Here is a 21,776-nt window from a genome sequence, read left to right as displayed (position 1 = left end):
CGGGTCAACACCGATGACGCTGCGCGTCATGGGGGTTGACCCCGGGCTCACCCGCTGCGGGCTCGCTGTGGTCGATGTCGAGCCGAACCGTCGCGCCACGCTTGTGGCGGTCGGGGTGGTCGGCACTCCCTCGGACCACACTCTCGACCGCCGGCTGTTGATGATTGCGGAGTCGGTGGACATCTGGCTCGACACGCACGCACCGGACGTTCTCGCCGTCGAACGCGTCTTCAGCCAGCTCAACGTGAGCACCGTGATGGGAACCGCCCAGGCTTCCGGGGTGGTGATTGCGGCTGCTGCGCGCCGGGGGATTCCGGTTGCCCTCCATACGCCGACTGAGGTGAAGGCCGCCGTGACCGGCAACGGTCAGTCCGATAAGGCGGCGGTCACCAAGATGGTTACGAAGATTCTGCGGCTCGCCTCCGCGCCCACGCCGGCGGATGCTGCCGACGCTCTTGCGCTTGCCATCACGCACGCCTGGCGCACCGGGTCATCCGCTTCCGTAAGGACGCAGGGCGGTTCCGGACAGACCGCAGCCCAACGGCTGTGGGCAGAGGCTGAAGCCAAAGCGCGACGACGGCGCTGAGCTGCCGCCTGCGGATCAGGCACCGATGGCTGGTCCCGGTGTGGCGGAAACGAAATAGTCGGTCCCTGCCCGTACGCTGATTCGTAGATATGTTCGGTGATATTCCTTTCCATCCTCAGCTCCTGGAGCCGCACACATGATCAGCTCTCTGACCGGGACAGTAAGCCATGTAGGCCTGCACTCGGCCGTTCTCGACGTCAACGGGTTCGGGATGCAGGTACAGGCAACTCCCCAGACCCTCTCCACCCTCCGTCTGGGCAGCCAGGCTAGGGTCTTCACCTCGATGATCGTCCGCGAGGACTCCATGACCCTCTTTGGATTCACTGACACGGAGGAGCGGGAGGTCTTCGAAACCCTGCTCGGAGTCAGTGGAGTGGGCCCCAGGCTGGCGCTTGCGGTCCTCGCGGTTCACCCGCCGGCCGCCATCCGGACGGCTGCGTCCTCGGGAGATGACAAGGCGTTCAGTAAGGTACCCGGAATCGGCCCCAAGGGCGCCCGGCGCATTGTGCTTGAACTCGCCGACAAGCTCGTTCCGCTCGAGACGGACTCCCCGACCACAGCAGCGGGCGCCTGGCAGTCCCAGGTCCTCGCCGCCATAATGGGCCTGGGCTGGTCGGAGAAGGACGCCGGCTCAGCCATCGACTCGGCGGTGAAGGAATCGCCGGAGATTGCAGCAACCGGTGATGTCGGTTCCATCCTCAAACTCACCCTGCGTAGGCTTGGCCAGGACGGGGCGCGCAGCTCGGCACGGGCCTCGGTGAACTGATGGCGGAAGATCAGGAACAGCCCCTTGTTTCTCCCTCGGTTGACCCCGAGGACCGCGCGGTCGAGGCAGCCCTCCGCCCCAAGAACCTGGACGACTTCGTCGGTCAGACCAGAGTGCGCCGCCAGCTGTCACTGGTTCTTGAAGCATCGCGTATGCGCGGCCGGAGCGCTGATCATGTGTTGCTCTCCGGGCCTCCGGGGCTTGGCAAGACCACCCTCGCAATGATCATCGCGGCCGAAATGAACGCACCGCTGCGCATCAGTTCCGGCCCCGCCATTCAGCACGCCGGCGACCTCGCGGCTATTCTTTCCTCGCTCACCGAAGGTGAAGTGCTGTTCCTCGACGAGATCCACCGTATGTCCCGCCCAGCCGAGGAAATGCTCTACATGGCCATGGAAGACTTCCGGGTGGACATTATCGTCGGCAAGGGACCGGGTGCCACGGCGATTCCGCTGGACCTTCCACCGTTCACCCTTGTCGGGGCGACTACGCGGGCCGGATTGTTGCCTGGACCCCTGCGTGACCGCTTCGGCTTTACAGGGCATCTGGAGTTTTACTCCACGGCCGAACTTGAACTCGTACTCCGGCGCTCGGCAATGATGATGGACATGAGGGTCAACTCCGCGGCCTTTGCCGAGGTGGCCGGGCGGTCGCGGGGCACACCCAGAATCGCGAACAGGCTGTTGCGCCGGGTGCGCGACTGGGCTCTGGTGAACAACGTGGATGTCATCGATGCCAGGTGCGCCGGTGCCGCGCTGGACATGTACGAGGTGGACGCCAAAGGGCTTGACCGTCTGGACCGGGCTGTCCTGACCGCATTGGTGACGAAGTTCAACGGCGGGCCGGTTGGCCTGTCCACCCTCGCCATAGCGGTGGGGGAGGAACCCGAGACGGTTGAGACGGTCGCTGAGCCGTATCTCGTCCGGGAAGGAATGCTTGGGCGGACCCCCCGCGGACGCATCGCCACCGCGGCTGCGTGGGAGCACCTCGGGCTCGCCATGCCTCCAACAGTGGCCGCTGCCATGCCGGAGGACCTGTTCTCCGTGTACCAGGAGGATTCCGTTCCGCAGATCGAAAGCGGGATGGGTGCTGAGACGGGGTGGAGCCGCAACGAGGGCTAGTGCGTAACTTGCTCCGTGTTCACCGTAGACTGATATGACGTGTGGCACACCGCGCGGTCAAAAGCTACGGAGTCGCTGTTGAAGGTTCCCTGCTCCGTTTTCGTCTTTGCGAAAACAGGGGCCGTGAAAGCAGTACTCCCGCAGACCGTGCGTGGCCGCGGAACTCGGTGTCGGTTCGCATGCATGGCGTCCGGCTGCGCTGACCAAATATAGAAACGGATTTTTTCTGTGCTCGCAAATGTAGTTGCCCAGACCACTCAGACAACGGGTGGCGGGTTTGATATCTTCAGCCTGCTCCTTCCGCTGGCCCTCGCCTTCCTGATCTTCACCATGTTCCGCAAGCAGCGGAAGATGAAGCAGGAGGTCGCCGCGCAGCGTACCCAGATGCTTCCGGGTACCGAGGTCATGACCAACTTCGGGCTGTTCGGCACCATCGTCTCGCTCGATGATGACAACAACAAGGCACTCATTGAGATCTCGCCCGGTGTTACCGCCACCGTTCACACCCAAACGCTGAGCAAGGTCGTTACTCCGGAGCCTGTGGTTGAGGAAGAGCACACGGTTCCCGATGACGCGTCGTCTCTGACCACCGCGGACACGGACGCGGACCGTCCCCTTCGCGAGGAGACTCCAGAGGAAACAGTTGAGCGGTTGAATAGGGAGAACCCCCGCAACCGAAACGACAAAGACCAGTAATCCTGATTCGGCCGCCCCGATGGCCGAAGTCAAGTCTCGAGTTCCAACACTTAAGGATTCACGCACCATGGCACGAACAGGCCCAGGCTCCGCCGCCAAACGCACCCTCGTGTGGCTCGGCGTAGTCTTCGCACTCCTTGCGCTGCTGCTCGGCGGCGGCTCGCTGTGGAGCAACGCCAGCTGGACACCAAAGCTTGCCCTCGACCTCGAGGGCGGTACGCAGATGATTCTTTCGCCGCAGGTTCAGGGAGGCAGTGACGAGATCACGCCCGAGCAGTTGGACCAGGCGGTTGAAATCATCCGCCAGCGTGTCGACGGCAGCGGTGTGGCTGAGGCAGAGATCAGCACCCAGTCCGGACGAAATGTGATCGTCGCGCTGCCGGGCATACCTGAACCGGAGACACGTGAACTGATCCAGGCGTCCGCCCAGATGGAGTTCCGGCCTGTACTGCTCGGTGGACCCGGGCTGGCTCCGGCGGCTGAAACGCCGACACCGGAAGATCAGCTGCCGACACCGACTGCGGAGCCCACGAACGCCAGCGACCCGAACTGGATCACGCCCGAAGTCCTGCAGGAATTCGAATCCACTGACTGCACCAGTCCAGAGGCCCTGCAGCCTGCAGTGGAGCCGGCTCCGGCTGATCAGCCCATGGTCGCCTGTGAACCGGATACCCAGGGCAAGTACATCCTTGGACCGGTTGAGGTTCGTGGCACCGAGATTGAGTCTGCTGATTACGGTATGGCCCGCAGTGCGCAGGGCCAGACCCTGAATGAGTGGGTTGTCAACATCGACTTCAACGATGAGGCAACTCAGACCTTCCGTGAGGTCACCGAACGGCTGTTCGCCATCGGCTCGGGAGACCCGAGGAACCAGTTCGCCATCGTGCTCGACGGCGTGATCGTCTCCGCTCCCACCACCAACGCTGTGATCCCCGACGGCCGACCGCAGATCAGCGGCAGCTTCACCGAGGAATCGGCTGCAGCACTGGCGGAGCAGCTCAAGTACGGTGCGCTGCCGATCAGCTTTGAAATTCAGAGCGAGCAGCAGATCTCCGCAACGCTCGGTGCTGACCAGCTGCGGCTCGGGCTCATTGCCGGCATCATCGGTCTTGTTCTCGTAGCGGCGTACTCGCTGTTCCAGTACCGGATGCTTGGCCTGGTGACAATCGCCTCACTCGTTGTCGCCGGCGCGCTCACCTATCTCGCGATTTGTATCCTCGGATGGACCGAGAACTACCGGCTGTCCCTCGCCGGTGTGGCCGGCCTCATCGTGGCGATCGGACAGACGGCAGACTCGTTCATCGTCTACTTCGAACGCATCCGTGATGAGCTCCGCGACGGCCGCGGTCTGGTGTCGGCTGTGGAGAACGGCTGGCGGCGAGCCAAGCGAACCGTGCTCGCGTCCAAGGCAATGAACCTGCTTGCCGCCGTCGTGCTGTACTTCGTGGCCGTCGGTAACGTGCGCGGTTTTGCCTTCACCCTCGGCCTGACAGCTATCGCCGACCTCGTCGTCGTGTTCATGTTCACCCACCCGGTAATGCGTCTGCTCGCCATGACGCGGTTCTTCGGGGAAGGCCACCGCTGGTCGGGAATGGATCCGACGCGCCTTGGCGCAATGCCGTTCTACCGCGGTGCCGGGCGCGTGCGGCACAAGCCTGCCGAGCGTCCCGTGGCGGTGGAACTGCGCGGCCGGAACAAGGCCTCTGCAGGAGAGGCCGAACGGCGGATGACCATCGCCGAGCGGCGCCTGGCGGAACAGCGGAAAGCTGCTGAAGAACAAAAGACCGTCGCTGCGCAAGCACGCGGATCCGAGAAAGGGGAAAACCGATGAGCCGTTTCAGCTTCGCCGAATTCGGAAATGAACTGTATACCGGCAAACGGTCCTACCCCTTTGTGGGGAAGCGGAACCTGTGGTTTGCGATCGCTGGCGTCGCTATTCTGCTGTCGCTTCTCATCCCGGTCATCAAGGGCGGGTTCAACCTGGGCATCGACTTCCGGGGTGGTTCCGAGTTCACCGTGTCCAACGTGCAGGACACGAGCATTGCAGCGGGCGAACAGGCCGTCACCGATGTTGTGCCAGATGCTGTTCCGCGCGTGACAAATATTGCGCCGGAAACCATGCGCATCCAGACAGAGCGCCTGAGCGATGACCAGACCCTGAGCGTCCGCGACGCGCTGATCGGCGCCTACGACGTCACTGAGGAAGATGTAACCTCCAACTTCGTGGGACCGACCTGGGGTGAGGACGTCAGCCGCCAGGCGATCATTGGCCTGATTGTGTTCGTGGCCCTCGCCGCCGCGCTGATGGCGATCTACTTCCGCACGTGGAAGATGTCGGTCGCTGCGATGGCGGCGCTCGTGGTGGTCATGATCACCTCCGCCGGAATCTATTCGCTCAGCGACTTCGAAGTTACGCCATCGGCGGTCATCGGTTTCCTCACGATCCTGAGCTATGCGCTGTATGACACGGTCGTGGTCTTCGACAAGATCCGGGAGAACACCGCTGACGTGGACGTTTCCAGCAAACGGACCTTCGGCGAGCAGGTCAACCTGGCGGTCAACCAGACTCTTGTCCGATCGATCAACACGTCGGTCGTCGCCGTCCTGCCAGTGGCTGCCATCTTGTTCATCGGTGCCATGCTCCTCGGGGCAGGAACCCTGAGGGACCTGTCGCTCGCGCTCTTTGTCGGCATCATCATCGGCACGCTTACCACCGTGTTCATCGCTGCCCCTTTGTACGCGATGCTGCGGATGAAGGAGCCGGAAATCCAGAAGCAGGAAAAGCGGGTGCTTCATCGTCGCTCGCTCGAAGCGAAGGAACCGGAACGGTCCCGGCTTAGCTGCGCTACAGCGTGGCGGCGCTGAGCGCTCGTACACGGATCCTGAAACGGCCCGGCACATCCTTGTGCCGGGCCGTTCTGCATGCCTCAGGCCCAGATAAATATTGATCCTTACGTTTCGAGGCAAAACGTGTAGGGGAGACCTCCAGCGGTGGATAAACTTGGATAGTCAACCAGGGTGTGGCATGTTGTAGCCTTACCTGTCCCGGTGGGGCTGGTTGGAACTGCAACGGAAGTGGGGTTTTGGGTGGCTGAAGCCAGTGGTCCCGGACGCCCGTCCGGAACCGGACCTTCCACGGGTTCGGGGGTTGAATCCCGCGCGCAACCAACCCGAGTGGTAGCGCCTGTGCCGGTGCGCCCCGGGCCGTCGTCGTCGGTTCCCACCGAGGGGCCGAGCGCCCCCGGCCGGAGGGAGCGCACGCGCGCCCGTCTCGCACGCCTGGCCGGGCTCGGAAGCACTGGCTATTCTCCTGTCCTGGAGCCGCTGCTGCGCACCGTTCGTGCGAACAACCCCAAAGAGGATCTGGAGTTCATCAAACGCGCGTATGAGGTGGCCGAGCGCAGCCACGAGGGACAGAAGCGCAAGAGCGGCGATCCGTACATCACCCACCCCGTAGCTGTTGCCACGATTTTGGCTGAGCTCGGCATGACCGGGACCACGCTGGCTGCAGCCCTCCTGCACGACACGGTCGAAGACACCAGCTGCACCCTTGATGACATCCGTCGGGACTTCGGCCAGGAAGTGGCCATGCTTGTGGACGGCGTGACCAAGCTGGACAAGGTTTCCTTTGGGGACGCAGCGCAGGCGGAGACTGTCCGCAAGATGGTCGTCGCCATGGCGAAGGACATCCGCGTCCTCGTCATCAAGCTGGCCGACCGGCTCCACAACGCGCGGACCTGGCGCTTCGTCTCACCGGAGTCCTCCGCCCGCAAGGCGCGGGAAACCCTTGAAATCTTCGCTCCGCTGGCGCATCGCCTGGGTATGAACACCATCAAGTGGGAGCTGGAGGACCTCTCGTTTGCGGCGTTGCACCCGAAGGTCTACGAAGAAATCGTGCGGATGGTCGGCGACCGCACCCCTGAACGTGAAAAGCACCTGAACCTGGTCCGGGACCAGATCGGCGAGGATCTTCGCTCGGTCAAGATCAAGGCCACGATCACGGGGCGGCCGAAGCACTACTACTCCATCTACCAGAAGATGATCGTCAGGGGTAAGGACTTCGACGACATCCATGACCTGATGGGCGTAAGGGTCCTCGTTGATTCCGTGCGCGACTGCTACGCCACCCTTGGCCAGCTCCACGCGCGGTGGAACCCGCTTCCGGGCCGGTTCAAGGACTACATCGCGATGCCTAAGTTCAACATGTACCAGTCGTTGCACACCACGGTGATCGGACCCGGCGGGCGGCCCGTCGAGATACAGATCCGTACGCATGACATGCACCGTCGCGCCGAATACGGTGTAGCTGCACACTGGAAGTACAAGAACCAGGGCGGAGCCGGCACCAGCGGTGCCCCGGACAACAGCGATATGGGTTGGCTGCGCAGTCTCGTGGACTGGCAGCAGGAGACGTCGGATCCTGACGAGTTCCTCGACTCGCTGCGCTTTGAAATCAACGCCCGCGAAGTATTCGTGTTTACGCCCAAGGGCGAGGTCATGGCGTTGCCGGCTGGGTCAACGCCCGTCGATTTCGCGTACGCGGTGCACACGGAAGTCGGGCACCGCACTATCGGTGCCCGTGTCAACGGCAAGCTCGTCCCGCTCAACAGCGAGCTGAACCACGGCGACTGGGTGGAGATCTTCACCTCCAAGGCGGAGGGTGCGGGCCCAAGCCAGGACTGGCAGGGATTCGTCAAGAGCCCGCGGGCACGCAACAAGATCCGTCAGTGGTTCACCAAGGAACGCCGGGAAGAAGCGATTGAAAAGGGCAAGGACCAGCTGACCCGCACCATGCGGAAGCAGAACCTTCCCCTGCAGCGCATGATGACCCACGACGCGCTCATGGCGGTAGCCCAGGAACTGCGCCACACAGACATCTCAGCGCTGTACGCTGCGGTCGGTGATGGCCACACCTCGGCCCAGAACGTCATCGAGCATTTGGTCACCCTGATGGGCGGCCACGCCGGCGCTGAAGAGGACATCGCCGAGGCGACGGTCGCCACCCAGCCGAGACGGCCCAAGTTCTCCGACTCCGGTGTGACTGTACGTGGGGTCGGAGATGTGTGGGTCAAGCTGGCCCGCTGTTGCACGCCCGTTCCACCCGACCCGATTGTCGGCTTCGTCACGCGGGGCTCCGGTGTCTCAGTGCACCGCAATGACTGCCGTAACGTCCAGGAGCTTCGGGACCAGCCCGACCGAATTGTCGACGTCGAATGGGCTCCTACGCAGTCGAGCGTGTTCCTGGTGGAGATCCAGGTGGAAGCGCTGGACCGGAAGAGCCTGCTTTCGGACGTGACCAGGGTGCTGTCCGAGAACCACGTGAATATTCTGGCGGCGAGCGTGAACACCTCGACTGACCGGGTGGCGATGTCCCGTTTCGCCTTCGAGATGGGGGACCCCAAGTACCTCAGCCACATCCTCAGCGCGGTACGGCGGATCGACGGAGTGTTTGACGTCTACCGCACCACAGGCTCTCAGCGCCGTATTTAGCGGCTCACACGCATAGCCTCGCGAAGCCTGCCCAATGCACGGGATTTGCCCGGGACGCGTGGTGAACTCTCCAGCGAGAGGATCACGAGGTGCAGCGGGCAGCGCAGTTCCGGCGCTGCAGCGATGTTCTTCAGCGTCTCCACGGCCCACGAATCCTGACCGTGCACTGCGACGTCGAGAGCCGTCCGCAGGGGAGAGGTTACGTCCACCCCGCCGATGGTGTGAAGATCGCAGGGCCCAAGCGTCACCTGATGCATGACCGCTTCACTGAATGGGGGAAGAGCGGTGGTGCGCCGGCGATGATCTGTGACAAGACTGACAACGGCGGGCGCAGGAGCGCACCCGTACACCCACGCTGCGCTCTGGCGGGCGAGCGCTACCCGCCGATGCAGCGACCTGGGAACGGCGTTGATGGCCGACTGCGCTCGAATGGCTGGAGTGGACGGCTGATCCGTGCGTACATAGGACTCTCCGCACACATGGACCATCAGGCCGTCAAGCCGCATTGCCTGCAGCTCCACGTGGCTGAAGAGGGTTCCACCATGGAACAGCACTCCGCCCGTGGAGTTGATGGCAAGGTCCCGCCGGGCGGATGTGCGCCCCTGCACGGGAGATCCTTGCGTGAATGGCATGCATACAGCTTCTCCAACATGCCGACAAAGAGAAAGTCCCGGTCGAGCCGCTGTGGATAACGGTTCGACCGGGACTCGCGTCCTCAGCGTGCGGTGCCTGTAAGAACCCGCCTGAGGACGCCAGTGCCTATGAGAAGTCCTGTGCGGACTTCTGCAACATGTCCAGCCACTGCCGCCGCGCCTCGAGCGCCTCGCGTGCTGCGGCAATCCGGCGGGCGTCGCCGTTTTTCTCTGCTGCGGCCAGATCCTCTTCGAGGGAGGCGATGGTGCTTTCCAGTTGGCTGAGGGCGCTGTTGGTGCGCGCCTTCGTCTCCGGGTTGGTGCGCTGCCAATGCTCCTGCTCGGCCGCCTGTACGGCGTCTTCCACTTCCCGCAGGCGCGCCTCAACGCGACCCATGTCGGCGCGGGGAACCTTCCCCGCGTCCTCCCAGCGATCCCGGATGGACTGCAACACCTTCCGGGCAGCAGTAGCGTCCTTGACCGGCAAGAGCTGCCGGGCCTCCGCCAGGAGGGCTTCCTTCACCGAGAGGTTGGCGCCGTACTCCTCGTCGATCGCCTCATTCGCCGCCTTACGCGCGGCGAAGAAGGTGTCCTGGGCAGCGCGGAAGCGTGACCACAGTGCGTCGTCGTCCTTGCGGCTCGCCCGCTTTGAAGCTTTCCACTCGTCCATAAGCTGGCGGTACTCGGCTGCCGTGTGGCCCCAGTCGGTGGAGGTGGACAGCTCCTCGGCACGACGGATCAGCGCTTCCTTGGCGCGTTTGGCCTCCGCGTTCTCATTGTCGAGCTGCGAGAAGTAGGCCCTCCGGTGCCGGTCGAAAACGGTACGGGCGGAGCGGAACCGCTTCCATAGGGCGTCTTCCGTGCCGCGTCCAAGCCGCATCCCTGACTTCTGGGCGGCTTTCCACTGCTCGAACAGTTCATTCATGCGGTTGCTGCTGGCCTTCCACTGCACCGTGGACGGATCCCGGCCCGCAATGTCCTCAGCTTCCGCAACGATCGCCTCGCGCGCTTCCAGCTCACGGGAACGAGCGGCATCCAGCTCCGCCTTCTCAGCGGATTCAAGTTCACTGATCAGGGTGATCAGCGCGTCCAAACGCGCTTCGAGCGCGCGGACATCGCCCACCATCTTCCGCTCGGCCACCTGCTCAGCCAGGTGCGCAGCGGTCTTTCGCATGTCCGTTGTAGGCGCCTTCGCGTGCACCCGCTGCTCAAGCAGCGTCACCTGGCCCGCGACGTCGTCGTACTTGCGGACGAAGTAGCCCAGTGCTTCCTCACGCGGTGCGTCAGGGTACTGACCGACGGGGAATTCCTCGCCGTCCACGAGAAGGAAGACGTGACCGTCCTCTTCGACGCGGGCGAACTTCTCCGCTTCTTCCAGCGGAGTGGTGTGGATCGGGGGCGCGGCGACGACGGTGGGCGCTGCAGGACCGCTGGACCGGGGGGCGATGGCGGCCGGCGTCGGGCGGGGCCGTGCGGGCTTGCCGGGAACGGGAACAGGGGTGGCCTGCTGTTCGGGAGCCGGATCAGCCTGCTGCTCAGGAGCAGAGGGGCCCTCGGCAGCGTCGGGTTGTTCGGTTTCGGCCGCTTCGGTTACAGGCGTTTCGTCGGATTTCTGACTGTTTGTCACCGCTAAAAGTCTTTCGCTCGATGGACGGCGCAGCGGCCGCCTCCCGGTTGATTACTGCAGGGTTAATGAGTCTATCGCCACAGGAGTAGCCGGGGCTCCGTCCTCGCCGCCGCCCTCCACACCGTTTTCGGCGATCTGCCGGACAACGTCCAGTCCTGAGGTCACGGAACCCATGATGGTGTATCCGCCCGTGTTCTGTGGAATCTGCGAGTCGTTGTAAACGATGAAGAACTGCGTGCCGTTGCTGTCTGTACTTGCTCCGCGGGCCACAGCAATGCTCCCGGCAGGGTACACGCCGTCCTCCGGCGTGTTCTCGACCGGCCCCCACTGGTAGTTTGGATCACCCGCGCCGTCGCCGTTGAGGGATCCGCACTGCAGCACGCCCATGGTCTCAGCGGTGGTCAGCCGGTGGCAGGTCTTGCCCGCGAAGAAGCCTTCCTCAGCCAGGGACGTGAAGACGGCGACGGCCTGCGGGGCAAGGTTCCCGTCAAGCTGTACGCCGATGTCGCCGGCACTGGTGGCAAGGGAACCGGTGAATACCTTCCCCTCGGCGACCGACGGATCCGGAATGTTCGCGCTGTTGGCTGTCGGCTGGGCCGTGGAGCTCTCGGTAGCTCCGGGAGCTTCCAGCTGTGCCGCGGTGGGATTCGAACTGAACCAGAACAACTGAAGAGCGAGGGCAAGGGCCAGGACCGCTATTGCCGCAACGCCGGCCACGGTGCTGTCCCTCCGGCGCCGTTTCTCCTGGGTACGCTTCAGCTCCCGACGTGCTTCGATCTGGCTGATATGACGGCGCATTTCGCGTCCGCGTCGGTCAATGGCCACGCGACCTCCTGGATCCGACGGTTCTTTCGCGTTGCTCGGGCATAGGACGGCGGGTTAGCGCGGCCCACCACGTACCCCTAAAATGAATGCCGCAGACAGTGTAGGCACAGCCGACCGTTTACCTCACGATTCCTCGCACGATCCCGAACCGCCTGGTTGGGGACGCAAGCGTCATTGCCCAAGGAGAGTTGCTTACATGGCACGAAAGTCCTCGTTGTCCGGATTCCCCGAATGGTTGCCTCAGGAGCGCCTCGTGGAGCTGCACATTCTGGACACCCTGCGACGGACGTTCGAGCTTCACGGCTTCTCCAGCGTCGAGACACGCGCCGTTGAGACAGTCGGGCAGCTGCTCCGCAAGGGCGAGATCGACAAGGAGGTGTATGCGGTATCACGGCTGCAGGATGAGGACGCCGCAGGTGTATCAGGCGATGACTCGCTCGCGCTTCACTTCGACCTGACTGTGCCGTTTGCCCGCTACGTAGTCGAAAATGCCGGCTATCTTGCGTTCCCCTTCCGCCGCTACCAGATCCAGAAGGTCTGGCGCGGGGAACGTCCCCAGGAGGGGCGTGCCCGCGAGTTCACGCAGGCCGACATCGACGTGGTCGGTGACGGGTCCCTGCCTTTCCGCTATGACGTCGAGCTTGCCCTCGTGATCGCTGAGGCGCTCGGTGCCCTGCCGATCCCCGATTTCCAACTGCGCATCAACAACCGCAAGCTCGCGGAAGGCTTCTACCGGGGGATCGGCCTAATTGACACCCCCGGTGTCCTCCGCAGCATCGACAAACTGGAGAAGATCGGAGCAGACCGGGTTGCCGAACTGCTGAAGACGGAACTGGGTGCTACGGACGAGCAGGCTAAGGCCGCGCTCAGCCTGGCGGCGATCCGCACCGAAGACACCTCGTTCGTTGAACAGGTGCGCGCCTTCGGTGTCGAAGACCCGTTGTTGGACGAGGGACTGGCGGAACTCGAGCAGGTCATCGCCGAGGCCTCGAAACGCGCTCCCGGGAAGGTGATTGCCGATCTCAGCATCGCCCGCGGCCTGGACTACTACACCGGCACGGTCTACGAGACGGTGCTGGTCGGCCACGAGGCCCTCGGATCCATCTGCTCAGGCGGGCGCTACGACGCGTTGGCGAGCAAGGGCAACCGGTCCTTCCCCGGCGTCGGGCTCTCCATCGGCGTCACCCGCCTGGTGACGCGTATCCTGAGCCAGGACTTCGCCACTGCAACCCGTCAGGTCCCGACCGCGGTGCTGGTCACCCTCGCCAATGACGACTCGTGGTCCGCAGCCCAGGACGTCGCCTCGGAACTGCGCGGCCGGGGCATCCCGGTGGAGGTTGCAGCGTCGGCGGAGAAATTCGGCAAGCAGATCAAATTCGCCGACCGCCGGGGTATCCCGTTCGTCTGGTTCACCTCGGAGGACGGCACCCACGAGGTCAAGGACATTCGCTCAGGCGAGCAGGTGTCCGCTGACCCGTCGTCATGGACGCCGCCCGTCGAGGATCAGTGGCCGGCGGTCCTGCCTCAGGGCTGACGCTACGTGTGACGCCGTCGTCTCCTCAGCAGAACCACGGCGGCGCGGCCCAGCAGCCCTAGCAGGAGTATGACGGTCATGGTCAGCACGGACTGGACCGGAAGAGTGAACGCCAGCACCAGGCAGCCCACCACTCCGAGCACATTCAGGGCCCGCGGCGCATACCAGGGCCGGGTGGTCAGCGTGAGCGCCGAGAGGTTGGCCACCGCGTAGTAGAGCAGCACACCGAAGCTGGAGAAGCCCACCACCGTCAGAATGTCTGTTCCCAGCAGCAGCCCAATGACGACGACGGCGGCCGCCAGTTCAGCGACGAACGGGGTGGCCCGGCGCGCCGAGACAGCGCTGAACACCCGCGGCAGGTCACCTTCGCGCGCCATCGCCATGGTTGTGCGCGCGATCCCGCTGATCAGCGCAAGCAACGCGCCGAGACTCGCCAGCGCAGCGGCCATCGCAACCGCCAGCACAGGTATCGATTGACCGCTCGAAAAGACTTCGGTCAGGGGAGCGGCCGACTCGGCGAGGGCGTCCGGTCCGACTGCACGCAGCAGGCCGAATGCGAGTAGCAGGTACAGCGCCAGGGTGAAACACAGTGCGCCGAAGATGGCGCGCGGTATGTTGCGTCCCGGCTCCCGCACCTCCTCGCCCATGGTGGCGATGCGCGCATACCCGGCAAAAGCGAAGAACATGAGCCCTGCCGCCTGCAGGACTCCGGTGGGTCCGGATGCCGGCGAACCGCCGTCGTTCGCGGGTTGTGTGAAGGCAACCACGATGACGAACGCGAGCACCGGCACCACCAGTGACACGATGATTCGCGTCATCGTCGCGGTACGCGTTATACCGAGCAGGTTCACGGCCGTCAGTGCCACCACTGCAGCCACTCCCGCCGCCTTCTCGAAGCCGGGGACCGCGTACAGCCCAAACGTGAGCGCCATCGCCGCGCACGAGGCGAGCTTGCCCGTGATGAAGCTCCACCCGGCGAGGAACCCGGGCCATTCGCCGAGCTGGCGCCTTCCATAGGTGTAGGTTCCGCCGCTCACCGGGTGAACCGTTGCCAGTTGGGCGGACGCCGCTGCGTTGGCGTAGGCGACCATCGCGGCGAGGGCGACGGCGAGGGGCAGCAGGGTGCCTGCAGCCGCTGCGGCGGGGGAGAAGACGACAAAGACCCCCGCCCCGATCATTGATCCGATGCCTACGGTTGTTGCATCGAAGCCGCCGAGTTGTCTGTTCAGCGCCTGCGGCATGCGCGGGCCCCCGTCCCGTGATGAGGTGTGGCCGGGAGTGCAGTACATCCGGCGGTAAACTCGAACATAGTGATTCAATCCAGCGATCTAATCCACTGATCTTAACCACACACCGGAAGGAATTCTGTGCTGCGCACACATGACCTTGGTTCCCTGCGGACCGGGCACATTGGACAAACCGTTACTCTCGCCGGATGGGTGGCCCGCCGTCGTGATCACGGTGGCGTGGCATTCCTCGATCTGCGTGATGCTTCCGGTGTCGCCCAGGTGGTGGTGCGGGAAGAGGATGTGTTCTCCAGCCTGCGCAACGAGTACGTGCTCCAGATCATCGGCACCGTCGAGAAGCGCCCCGAGGGCAACGAGAACCCGGCGCTGGCAACCGGGGAGATCGAGGTCATTGCCGAGAAGGTGACCATCCTGAACACCTCGGACCCGCTGCCGTTCCAGATTGACGAGCACGTCGAGGTGGGTGAGGAAGCGCGCCTCAGGCACCGCTACCTCGACCTCCGCCGTCCCGCTCCGAACGCTAACCTCCGCCTGCGCTCCGAAGCCAACCGGGTTGCCCGCGAGCTTCTGCACACGGACGGTTATGTGGAGATCGAAACTCCAACCCTCACCCGGTCGACGCCCGAGGGCGCCCGTGACTTCCTGGTCCCGGCGCGCCTGGCGCCCGGCTCCTGGTACGCGCTCCCGCAGTCGCCCCAGCTCTTCAAGCAGCTTCTCCAGGTGGGCGGCTTCGAGAAGTACTACCAGATCGCCCGCTGCTACCGTGACGAGGACTTCCGGGCCGACCGGCAGCCCGAGTTCACGCAGCTGGATATCGAGGCGAGCTTCGTTGAGCAGGATGACATCATCGCGCTCAGTGAGCAGCTCGTAGAAGCGTTGTGGAAGCTGATCGACGTCGAAATCCCGACCCCCATCCAGCGCATGACCTACGCCGACGCCATGGCGCGCTACGGCTCCGACAAGCCGGACCTGCGCTTTGGCCTTGAACTGACTGAGCTCACCGAGTACTTCAAGGACACCGAATTCGGTGTGTTCAAGGCGTCATACGTCGGCGCCGTCGTCATGCCCGGCGGAGCCGCCCAGCCTCGCCGGCAGCTCGACGCGTGGCAGGAATGGGCCAAGCAGCGCGGCGCCAAGGGCCTGGCGTATGTCCTCATCGACGACGACGGCAGCCTCCGCGGTCCCGTTGCCAAGAACCTGACCGACGCCGAACGCGAGGGCCTGGCCGACGCCGTCGGCGCTAAGCCGGGCGACTGCATCTTCTTCGCGGCGGGCGAGAAGTCTTCCTCGCGTGCGCTGCTCGGCGCCGCCCGCGTGGAGATCGGTCACCGGACCGGCCTGATCGATCCCGATGCGTGGGCATTCGTGTGGGTTGTTGACGCGCCGATGTTCGAACCGGCGTCGGACGCAGTGGCGGCAGGCGACGTCGCGGTGGGTTCGGGCGCATGGACCGCTGTCCACCACGCGTTCACCTCGCCGAAGCCCGAATTCGTGGACTCCTTCGACACCGATCCGGGCAGCGCGCTGGCGTACGCCTACGACATTGTCTGCAACGGCAATGAAATTGGCGGCGGATCGATCCGTATCCACCGCCGGGATGTCCAGGAGCGCGTCTTCGCGGTCATGGGTATCAGCGCCGAGGATGCACAGGAGAAGTTCGGCTTCCTGCTCGAGGGCTTCAAGTACGGCGCGCCGCCGCACGGCGGCATTGCGTTCGGCTGGGACCGCGTGGTTGCCCTCTTGGCGGGCAGCGATTCCATCCGCGATGTCATCGCTTTCCCGAAGTCCGGCGGTGGCTACGACCCGCTCACCGCGGCGCCTGCACCGATCACCGCGCAGCAGCGGAAGGAAGCAGGTGTCGACGCAAAACCGGACGCAAAGCCGGTTGTGAAGGCAGGCGTCAAGCCGGAGGCGTCGGCAGAGCCGAAAGCTGAAGAGAAAGCCGGCGCGAAGGCCTGACCGCGCCGCCGGGTGTGCACATAATGCTGGAATGCCAGCGTGTTTCCGCCATTATCTCCACATCCGGCTATGCGCAAAGCGGCGGTGGACGTCTTCAAACGTCATCCCCTGCGTTCGTCCAAAAATATGGAAGAATGAACGTCGTACAACGTGCTCCGGGGTCGGTGTAATTCCGAACCGGCGGTTATAGTCCGCGACCCGCGTGCAGCCTTTCGGGGCAGCAAACGGTTGAGCCGGTGAAATTCCGGCACCGACAGTTAAAGTCTGGATGGGAGAAGCACGTGCAGCCACGGCTGTGCCCTGTCGTCGGCGCTTCGCGCGCCCTCGCCGGCGCCGGCCCTGCCTGTCGTTCCCCGGAGCCGTAAGAGCTAGGTGAGGGAATGATATGGACTTTCAGCCGTCGCCTCCGCGTGGAGGCCGCCATGACCGGTGCTGACCACGCCTTCACCGCGCACGAAATGATGGCCATGGAGCACGCGCTGCTGCTTGCCGGCCAGGGTGTGCGCGGTGCCAACCCGCTGGTGGGGGCTGTGATTCTCGACGGCGACGGCGCGATCGTTGCCGCCGGCGCCCACCTCGGTGCCGGGACCGATCACGCGGAAGTCGCGGCACTGAAGGAAGCGGCCCTGCAGGGTGTGGACCTGACCGGCTGCACCATGGTGGTGACGCTTGAGCCGTGCAACCACACCGGACGCACAGGCCCCTGTACCGAGGCCATCCTGGCGGCCGGCATCACACGCGTGGTGTACGCCGCCTCCGACCCGAACCCTCACGCCGCCGGTGGAGACGCACTCCTCACCCGCCGCGGAATCGAAGTGGTTGGCGGGCTCCTCGCTGACCCTGCAACAGAGCTGAACCGCCGCTGGCTCGCCGCCGTCCAGGCCAGGCGTCCGTTCGTCACCGTCAAAGTGGCGCAGAGCCTCGATGCGCAATCTGCAGCTGCCGACGGTTCAAGCCAGTGGATCACCGGCCCGCATGCCCGCGCCGATGGGCACACCATCCGTACCCGGGTCGACGCCGTGCTGGTGGGCACCGGCACAGTCCTCACCGATGACCCCCGCCTCACGGCGCGGGCGCTCGACGGATCGGACGCGGACCGCCAGCCGCTGCGTGTCGCCGTCGGGTTGCGGGATATCCCGGAAGAGGCCGCCATGCGCGGAAAGGGCTTTCTTCACCTGCGCACCCACGATCCCATCGCCGCGCTGGAAGAGCTGTACGTCCGGGGTGTGCGGCACGTCCTGGTGGAAGGCGGCCCCCAACTGGTCGGGGTCTTCCTCATGGCGGACCTGGTGGACGAACTCTTCACCTACATCGCGCCCATGCTCCTCGGCGCCGGCGTACCGGCCTTCCAACGCCTGGGCGTCGCAACGCTGACCGATGCGCACGTGTGGCGTCTCGACCCCGACGGCGCCGCTGCAGTGACGCAGATCGGCGACGATGTCCGACTTCATTTCAAACCCATAGCGCCGGTTCCGGCGCCCTTCGTGAAAGGCCCTTGAGTGTTTACAGGAATTGTTTCCGGACGGGGCACAATTTCGTCCCTCCAACCTTCTCCGGACGGAGCGAGCGCGGTGCTTGTGTTCGACGCCGGTGCGACGGCAACCGGATTGGACCTCGGCGGGTCCATCGCAGTCGACGGCGTCTGCCTGACCGCCACCACCATCGATGGCGGTCGTATCAGTGTTGACGTGATGGGAGAGACCCTGGCCCGAACAACCATCGGCCGGCTGGCCGAGGGCGACCGCGTCAACCTCGAACGCTGCGTTCCGGCCACCGGCCGGCTGGACGGGCACGTTGTGCAGGGCCACGTCGACGGCGTCGGTACGCTTCTTGAGCGCGAGGACCTCGGCGCCTGGGAGCGTCTGCGCTTCAGTCTTCCTTCCCCGCTGGACCGTTATGCCGCGGAGAAGGGCTCCATTGCGGTCGACGGTGTCTCACTGACTGTGACCGCCGTGAGCGACGCGGGAGTACAGGACCCCTGGTTCGAGGTTGGGCTCATTCCGACAACCCTCAGTGAGACGGGGCTGGGTGCCAAGAGCATTGGAGATTTTGTAAACCTCGAAATGGATGTGCTGGCCAAGTACGCGGAGCGTCTGCTTGCTTTCACGGGGAATGGAGTTCGCGCATGAACGCCCAGGGAAACAGCGGCGCAGCGGACACGCCTGCCGGCGTCGTGCTGGAAATCCGCCTGGATTCAGTGGAGGCGGCAGTCGCCGCCATGGCAGCGGGCCGCGCCGTCGTCGTTGTTGATGACGCCAATCGCGAGAATGAAGGAGACATCATCTTCGCTGCCCAGTTCGCCACCGCGGAACTGACGGGATGGACTATCCGGTACACCTCGGGCGTCCTGTGTGTTCCACTCACCGGAGAGACCGCGGACAGGCTGGACCTGCCCGCCATGGTGCTGAACAACCAGGACTCCAAGCAGACCGCGTACACCGTCTCGTGCGACGCGGCGGTCGGCGTGAGCACCGGTATCAGTGCCGCGGACAGGGCGCTGACCGCGCGGGTGCTTGCCTCCGCTTCTTCGAGCCCGTCGGATCTCACCCGGCCCGGTCACATGTTCCCCCTGCGCGCGGTCGATGGCGGCGTGCGTGAGCGACCCGGGCATACCGAGGCCGCGGTCGACCTGTGCCGGCTCGCCGGAGTGGAGCCTGCAGCCGTCATTGCGGAGGTTACCCACGACGACGGCGGGATGATGCGCCTGCCTGCGTTGCGGGAGTTCGCCACGCGTTTCGGGGCGCCGCTGATTTCCATCGAGGATCTTGCGGACTATCTCGCCGGGAGCGGCAGAGGAGTCGCCGAATGAGCACGGTCACCGGGGGTCCCGTGGTCACCATTCCGACGGCGTTCGGATCGTTCACCGCGCAGGCCTGGATTGTTGCGTCCTTGGGCGTGGAGCACCTGACGCTGTCCGCGCCAGGGACCAACAGGGCCAATGGCGCACCGCTGGTACGCCTGCACTCGGAATGCCTCACCGGTGATGTCTTCGGCTCCTACCGCTGTGACTGCGGCGAACAGCTTGAGCAGGCGCTCGGACTGGTTCACGAGCAGGGCGGAACGGTGGTTTACCTCCGTGGTCAGGAGGGCCGTGGAATCGGCCTCGCCAACAAACTCCGCGCCTACGCCCTCCAGGAAAACGGCGCAGACACGGTGGAGGCGAATGAACAGCTCGGATTGCCCGTCGACGCGCGCGACTACCAGGCAGCAGCTGACATCCTCACCAAACTCGGCATCACCAGAATCCGACTGTTGAGCAACAATCCGGTCAAGCGGGAGCACCTCGAACGGTACGGCGTCACCGTGGCGTCCATGGTGCCGTCCGAAATCCCGTCAAGGCTCGAGAACCAGCATTACCTCGAGACCAAGCGTGACCGTCTCAACCACCAGCTGTCCCACCTGGAGGAACGGTTCCACAAGAGGCCGCAGGAGAAGATCGTTCAGCAGAGCTGACCGTCCGGCCTCCAGAGCCACCCAGATCGCATCCGCAATTCCCTACATCTTCCTACACCCAAATTCCAGAGGAGAACCATGGCCGGACACGGCGCCCCCACCATCGACATCACCAGCATCGCGCAGCAGCAGGAACAGCAGCAGCCGGTTCGGCTTGCGGTCATCGCCGCCAGCTGGCACACCGCGATCATGGATGGACTGCTCGACGGCGCCCGCCGGGCCGCCGCGGACGCGGGCATCGAACCCGACGTGCTCCGCGTACCGGGCAGCTTCGAGCTGTCCGTCGCGGCGGCGAGGCTGGCACCGCACTACGACGCCGTCGTCGCGCTCGGTGTGGTCATCCGGGGCGGAACGCCCCACTTCGATTACGTCTGCCAGGCTGCAACGTCGGGACTCACCGAGGTCAGCGTCCGCACCGGTGTTCCGGTGGGCTTCGGGGTGCTCACCTGCGACACGGAAGAGCAGGGCCTGGACCGCGCCGGCCTCGCCGGTTCGAGTGAGGACAAGGGATACGAGGCGACCGTTGCCGCGCTGGCAACGGCTGCGGTGCTGAGCCCATGGAGCAACTGAAGGCATAGCGGCAGATAGAGGTTCGTCACATAGAACGGGCGCGATACGGCGGATCCGGTGGAACCCAGTAACCTAGACAGAGTGAAATCCTTCGATACCCTCTTTGCCGAGCTGAGCGAGAAAGCTGCCGCCCGCCCATCCGGGTCACGGACCGTGGCTGAACTGGAGTCAGGCGTGCACGGCATCGGCAAGAAGGTCGTCGAGGAGGCTGCCGAAGTGTGGATGGCCGCCGAGTATGAGTCGAATGAGGCAGCCGCAGAGGAGATCTCCCAGCTGCTCTATCATCTTCAGGTCATGATGATCGCCAAGGGACTCACGCTCGAAGACGTCTACAAGCATCTTTAGCCGCGCGCCCGAGCCCTCGGAAGAACTCTCGCGCGGCAAACGCCTGCTTCAAGGAAACCCTCCTCACCGAAGGAAAACCCATGCTTCGAGTAGCAGTCCCCAACAAGGGATCCCTGTCCGAATCCGCCTCCGCAATGCTCAGCGAGGCGGGCTATCGCCAGCGCCGCGACACCCGCGAACTGGTGATGGTGGACCCCGAGAACGAAATCGAATTCTTCTTCCTCCGGCCTCGCGACATCGCGGTGTACGTCGGATCCGGAACGCTCGACGTCGGAATCACCGGACGCGACCTGTTCCTCGATGCCCAGGTGGACGCCGAGGAGCTCCTGCCTCTCGGCTTCGGTGCATCAACGTTCCGTTTCGCCGGCCCGGTGGGCCACTTCGCGTCCGTCTCCGAACTGGAGGGACGGCGTCTGGCCACCAGTTACGACGGACTGCTGCGCGCTTTCCTGGCTGAGCAGGGTGTCGAGGCGACAGTGGTCCGCCTGGACGGCGCGGTGGAGTCCTCCGTGCGCCTCGGCGTCGCGGATGCCATCGCCGACGTCGTCGAGACAGGGAACACGCTGAAGGCCGCCGGTATGGAGATCTTCGGTGAGCCGATCCTGCGCAGCGAAGCGGTCCTCATCGGACGCAAGGGCGCAACACCCGTGGGGCTGGACATCCTGATTCGTCGGCTTCAGGGTGTGCTCGTCGCACGGCAGTATGTCCTGCTCGACTATGACATCCGCAAGGAGCTGGTCGACCAGGCCGCGGCGCTGACACCGGGCCTTGAGTCACCCACCGTCTCGCCGCTGCGCGACTCGGAGTGGGTTGCCGTGCGCTCCATGGTGAAGCGTCACAGCACCAACCAGATCATGGACGAGCTCTACGATCTCGGTGCCCGTGCCATTCTGGTCAGCACCATCCACGCGTGCCGGATCTAGGA

The 21,776-nt window shown here is 64.5% G+C and carries 20 protein-coding genes and 1 riboswitch; of the genes, 16 read left to right on the top strand and 4 right to left on the bottom strand.

The features are described 5' to 3' along the window. Positions 1 to 13 precede the first annotated feature (13 nt). The 7 genes from ruvC (at position 14) to AC4D1W_RS11805 (ending at position 8,659) form a co-directional block, all read left to right on the top strand. Positions 14 to 586, top strand: a complete 573-nt coding sequence (gene ruvC / locus AC4D1W_RS11835; RefSeq protein ID WP_490891410.1) for a crossover junction endodeoxyribonuclease RuvC — start codon at positions 14 to 16, stop codon at positions 584 to 586. A gap of 136 nt (positions 587 to 722) precedes the next feature. After that, positions 723 to 1,352: a Holliday junction branch migration protein RuvA gene (gene ruvA, locus AC4D1W_RS11830; RefSeq protein WP_490898849.1), complete on the top strand. Its 630-nt coding sequence runs from the start codon at positions 723 to 725 to the stop codon at positions 1,350 to 1,352. Beyond that, positions 1,352 to 2,473 carry a Holliday junction branch migration DNA helicase RuvB gene (gene ruvB / locus AC4D1W_RS11825; RefSeq protein ID WP_490898848.1) on the top strand — a complete coding sequence of 374 codons (1,122 nt, stop codon included), beginning with the start codon at positions 1,352 to 1,354 and terminating at the stop codon, positions 2,471 to 2,473. Before ruvA ends, ruvB begins: the two co-directional genes overlap by 1 nt. Positions 2,474 to 2,701: 228 nt before the next feature. After that, entirely contained in the window at positions 2,702 to 3,169 is a 468-nt protein-coding gene (locus tag AC4D1W_RS11820) for a preprotein translocase subunit YajC (protein WP_490891413.1), read from the top strand. 67 nt (positions 3,170 to 3,236) lie between these two features. After that, complete coding sequence (gene secD / locus AC4D1W_RS11815; protein ID WP_490891414.1) at positions 3,237 to 5,000, top strand: protein translocase subunit SecD; 1,764 nt, start codon at positions 3,237 to 3,239, stop codon at positions 4,998 to 5,000. Then, positions 4,997 to 6,034: a protein translocase subunit SecF gene (secF, locus tag AC4D1W_RS11810; RefSeq protein ID WP_490898847.1), complete on the top strand. Its 1,038-nt coding sequence runs from the start codon at positions 4,997 to 4,999 to the stop codon at positions 6,032 to 6,034. Before secD ends, secF begins: the two co-directional genes overlap by 4 nt. A gap of 321 nt (positions 6,035 to 6,355) precedes the next feature. After that, positions 6,356 to 8,659, top strand: a complete 2,304-nt coding sequence (locus AC4D1W_RS11805; RefSeq protein WP_490891763.1) for a RelA/SpoT family protein — start codon at positions 6,356 to 6,358, stop codon at positions 8,657 to 8,659. On the opposite strand, the gene AC4D1W_RS11800 is transcribed toward AC4D1W_RS11805, so the two are convergent. From AC4D1W_RS11800 to AC4D1W_RS11790, 3 genes are all read right to left on the bottom strand, one after another. Then, positions 8,656 to 9,267 carry a hypothetical protein gene (locus AC4D1W_RS11800; protein WP_490898846.1) on the bottom strand — a complete coding sequence of 204 codons (612 nt, stop codon included), beginning with the start codon at positions 9,265 to 9,267 and terminating at the stop codon, positions 8,656 to 8,658. The genes AC4D1W_RS11805 and AC4D1W_RS11800 overlap by 4 nt on opposite strands. Before the next feature lie 151 nt (positions 9,268 to 9,418). Further along, complete coding sequence (locus tag AC4D1W_RS11795) at positions 9,419 to 10,918, bottom strand: DUF349 domain-containing protein (protein WP_490898845.1); 1,500 nt, start codon at positions 10,916 to 10,918, stop codon at positions 9,419 to 9,421. Positions 10,919 to 10,969: 51 nt separating this feature from the next. Then, entirely contained in the window at positions 10,970 to 11,743 is a 774-nt protein-coding gene (locus AC4D1W_RS11790; protein ID WP_490898844.1) for a peptidylprolyl isomerase, read from the bottom strand. A 196-nt stretch (positions 11,744 to 11,939) separates the two neighbouring features. On the opposite strand from AC4D1W_RS11790, the gene hisS reads away from it, so the two are divergent. Next, positions 11,940 to 13,277, top strand: a complete 1,338-nt coding sequence (hisS, locus tag AC4D1W_RS11785) for a histidine--tRNA ligase (protein ID WP_490898843.1) — start codon at positions 11,940 to 11,942, stop codon at positions 13,275 to 13,277. Positions 13,278 to 13,279: 2 nt separating this feature from the next. On the opposite strand, the gene AC4D1W_RS11780 is transcribed toward hisS, so the two are convergent. Further along, on the bottom strand, positions 13,280 to 14,518 hold the full coding sequence (locus AC4D1W_RS11780) for an APC family permease (RefSeq protein ID WP_490898842.1): 1,239 nt from the start codon (positions 14,516 to 14,518) through the stop codon (positions 13,280 to 13,282). 126 nt (positions 14,519 to 14,644) lie between these two features. Here AC4D1W_RS11780 and aspS point away from each other — a divergent pair, with 126 nt between their 5' ends. The 8 genes from aspS to hisG all read left to right on the top strand — a co-directional run bounded on the left by aspS (position 14,645) and on the right by hisG (position 21,774). Then, positions 14,645 to 16,483 (top strand): aspartate--tRNA ligase, encoded by a 1,839-nt coding sequence (gene aspS, locus AC4D1W_RS11775; protein WP_490891422.1) that lies wholly within the window; start codon positions 14,645 to 14,647, stop codon positions 16,481 to 16,483. A gap of 147 nt (positions 16,484 to 16,630) precedes the next feature. Continuing rightward, positions 16,631 to 16,767: riboswitch (FMN riboswitch) on the top strand. A gap of 96 nt (positions 16,768 to 16,863) precedes the next feature. Continuing rightward, positions 16,864 to 17,982: a bifunctional diaminohydroxyphosphoribosylaminopyrimidine deaminase/5-amino-6-(5-phosphoribosylamino)uracil reductase RibD gene (gene ribD, locus AC4D1W_RS11770; RefSeq protein WP_490898841.1), complete on the top strand. Its 1,119-nt coding sequence runs from the start codon at positions 16,864 to 16,866 to the stop codon at positions 17,980 to 17,982. Beyond that, on the top strand, positions 17,983 to 18,612 hold the full coding sequence (locus AC4D1W_RS11765; protein ID WP_490891424.1) for a riboflavin synthase: 630 nt from the start codon (positions 17,983 to 17,985) through the stop codon (positions 18,610 to 18,612). After that, on the top strand, positions 18,609 to 19,292 hold the full coding sequence (gene ribB / locus AC4D1W_RS11760; protein WP_490898840.1) for a 3,4-dihydroxy-2-butanone-4-phosphate synthase: 684 nt from the start codon (positions 18,609 to 18,611) through the stop codon (positions 19,290 to 19,292). Before AC4D1W_RS11765 ends, ribB begins: the two co-directional genes overlap by 4 nt. Further along, positions 19,289 to 19,936 carry a GTP cyclohydrolase II gene (ribA, locus tag AC4D1W_RS11755; protein WP_490891426.1) on the top strand — a complete coding sequence of 216 codons (648 nt, stop codon included), beginning with the start codon at positions 19,289 to 19,291 and terminating at the stop codon, positions 19,934 to 19,936. The genes ribB and ribA overlap by 4 nt, the downstream gene beginning before the upstream one ends. A gap of 78 nt (positions 19,937 to 20,014) precedes the next feature. Next, positions 20,015 to 20,506, top strand: a complete 492-nt coding sequence (gene ribH, locus AC4D1W_RS11750) for a 6,7-dimethyl-8-ribityllumazine synthase (RefSeq protein ID WP_490898839.1) — start codon at positions 20,015 to 20,017, stop codon at positions 20,504 to 20,506. A gap of 81 nt (positions 20,507 to 20,587) precedes the next feature. Next, a complete protein-coding gene (locus tag AC4D1W_RS11745; protein WP_490891428.1) occupies positions 20,588 to 20,851 on the top strand; it encodes a phosphoribosyl-ATP diphosphatase in 264 nt (87 codons plus the stop codon). 80 nt (positions 20,852 to 20,931) lie between these two features. Beyond that, positions 20,932 to 21,774, top strand: a complete 843-nt coding sequence (hisG, locus tag AC4D1W_RS11740; RefSeq protein ID WP_490891429.1) for an ATP phosphoribosyltransferase — start codon at positions 20,932 to 20,934, stop codon at positions 21,772 to 21,774. Positions 21,775 to 21,776 lie beyond the last annotated feature (2 nt).

The sequence above is a fragment of the Arthrobacter sp. TJ-170 genome, assembly GCF_058269305.1.
Note: the sequence above shows the minus strand (reverse complement) of the source record. Positions and strands in the feature narration are given on the sequence as shown.

Excerpts from the sequence above, each read along its gene's own strand:
- AC4D1W_RS11780 (WP_490898842.1), bottom strand. The coding sequence starts at position 14,518 with ATGCCGCAGGCGCTGAACAGACAACTCGGCGGCTTCGATGCAACAACC.
- ruvB (WP_490898848.1), top strand. The coding sequence starts at position 1,352 with ATGGCGGAAGATCAGGAACAGCCCCTTGTTTCTCCCTCGGTTGACCCC.
- hisG (WP_490891429.1), top strand. The coding sequence starts at position 20,932 with ATGCTTCGAGTAGCAGTCCCCAACAAGGGATCCCTGTCCGAATCCGCC.
- ruvA (WP_490898849.1), top strand. The coding sequence starts at position 723 with ATGATCAGCTCTCTGACCGGGACAGTAAGCCATGTAGGCCTGCACTCG.
- secF (WP_490898847.1), top strand. The coding sequence starts at position 4,997 with ATGAGCCGTTTCAGCTTCGCCGAATTCGGAAATGAACTGTATACCGGC.
- ribD (WP_490898841.1), top strand. The coding sequence starts at position 16,864 with ATGATATGGACTTTCAGCCGTCGCCTCCGCGTGGAGGCCGCCATGACC.
- ribH (WP_490898839.1), top strand. The coding sequence starts at position 20,015 with ATGGCCGGACACGGCGCCCCCACCATCGACATCACCAGCATCGCGCAG.
- ruvC (WP_490891410.1), top strand. The coding sequence starts at position 14 with ATGACGCTGCGCGTCATGGGGGTTGACCCCGGGCTCACCCGCTGCGGG.
- ribA (WP_490891426.1), top strand. The coding sequence starts at position 19,289 with ATGAGCACGGTCACCGGGGGTCCCGTGGTCACCATTCCGACGGCGTTC.
- ribB (WP_490898840.1), top strand. The coding sequence starts at position 18,609 with ATGAACGCCCAGGGAAACAGCGGCGCAGCGGACACGCCTGCCGGCGTC.
- hisS (WP_490898843.1), top strand. The coding sequence starts at position 11,940 with ATGGCACGAAAGTCCTCGTTGTCCGGATTCCCCGAATGGTTGCCTCAG.
- secD (WP_490891414.1), top strand. The coding sequence starts at position 3,237 with ATGGCACGAACAGGCCCAGGCTCCGCCGCCAAACGCACCCTCGTGTGG.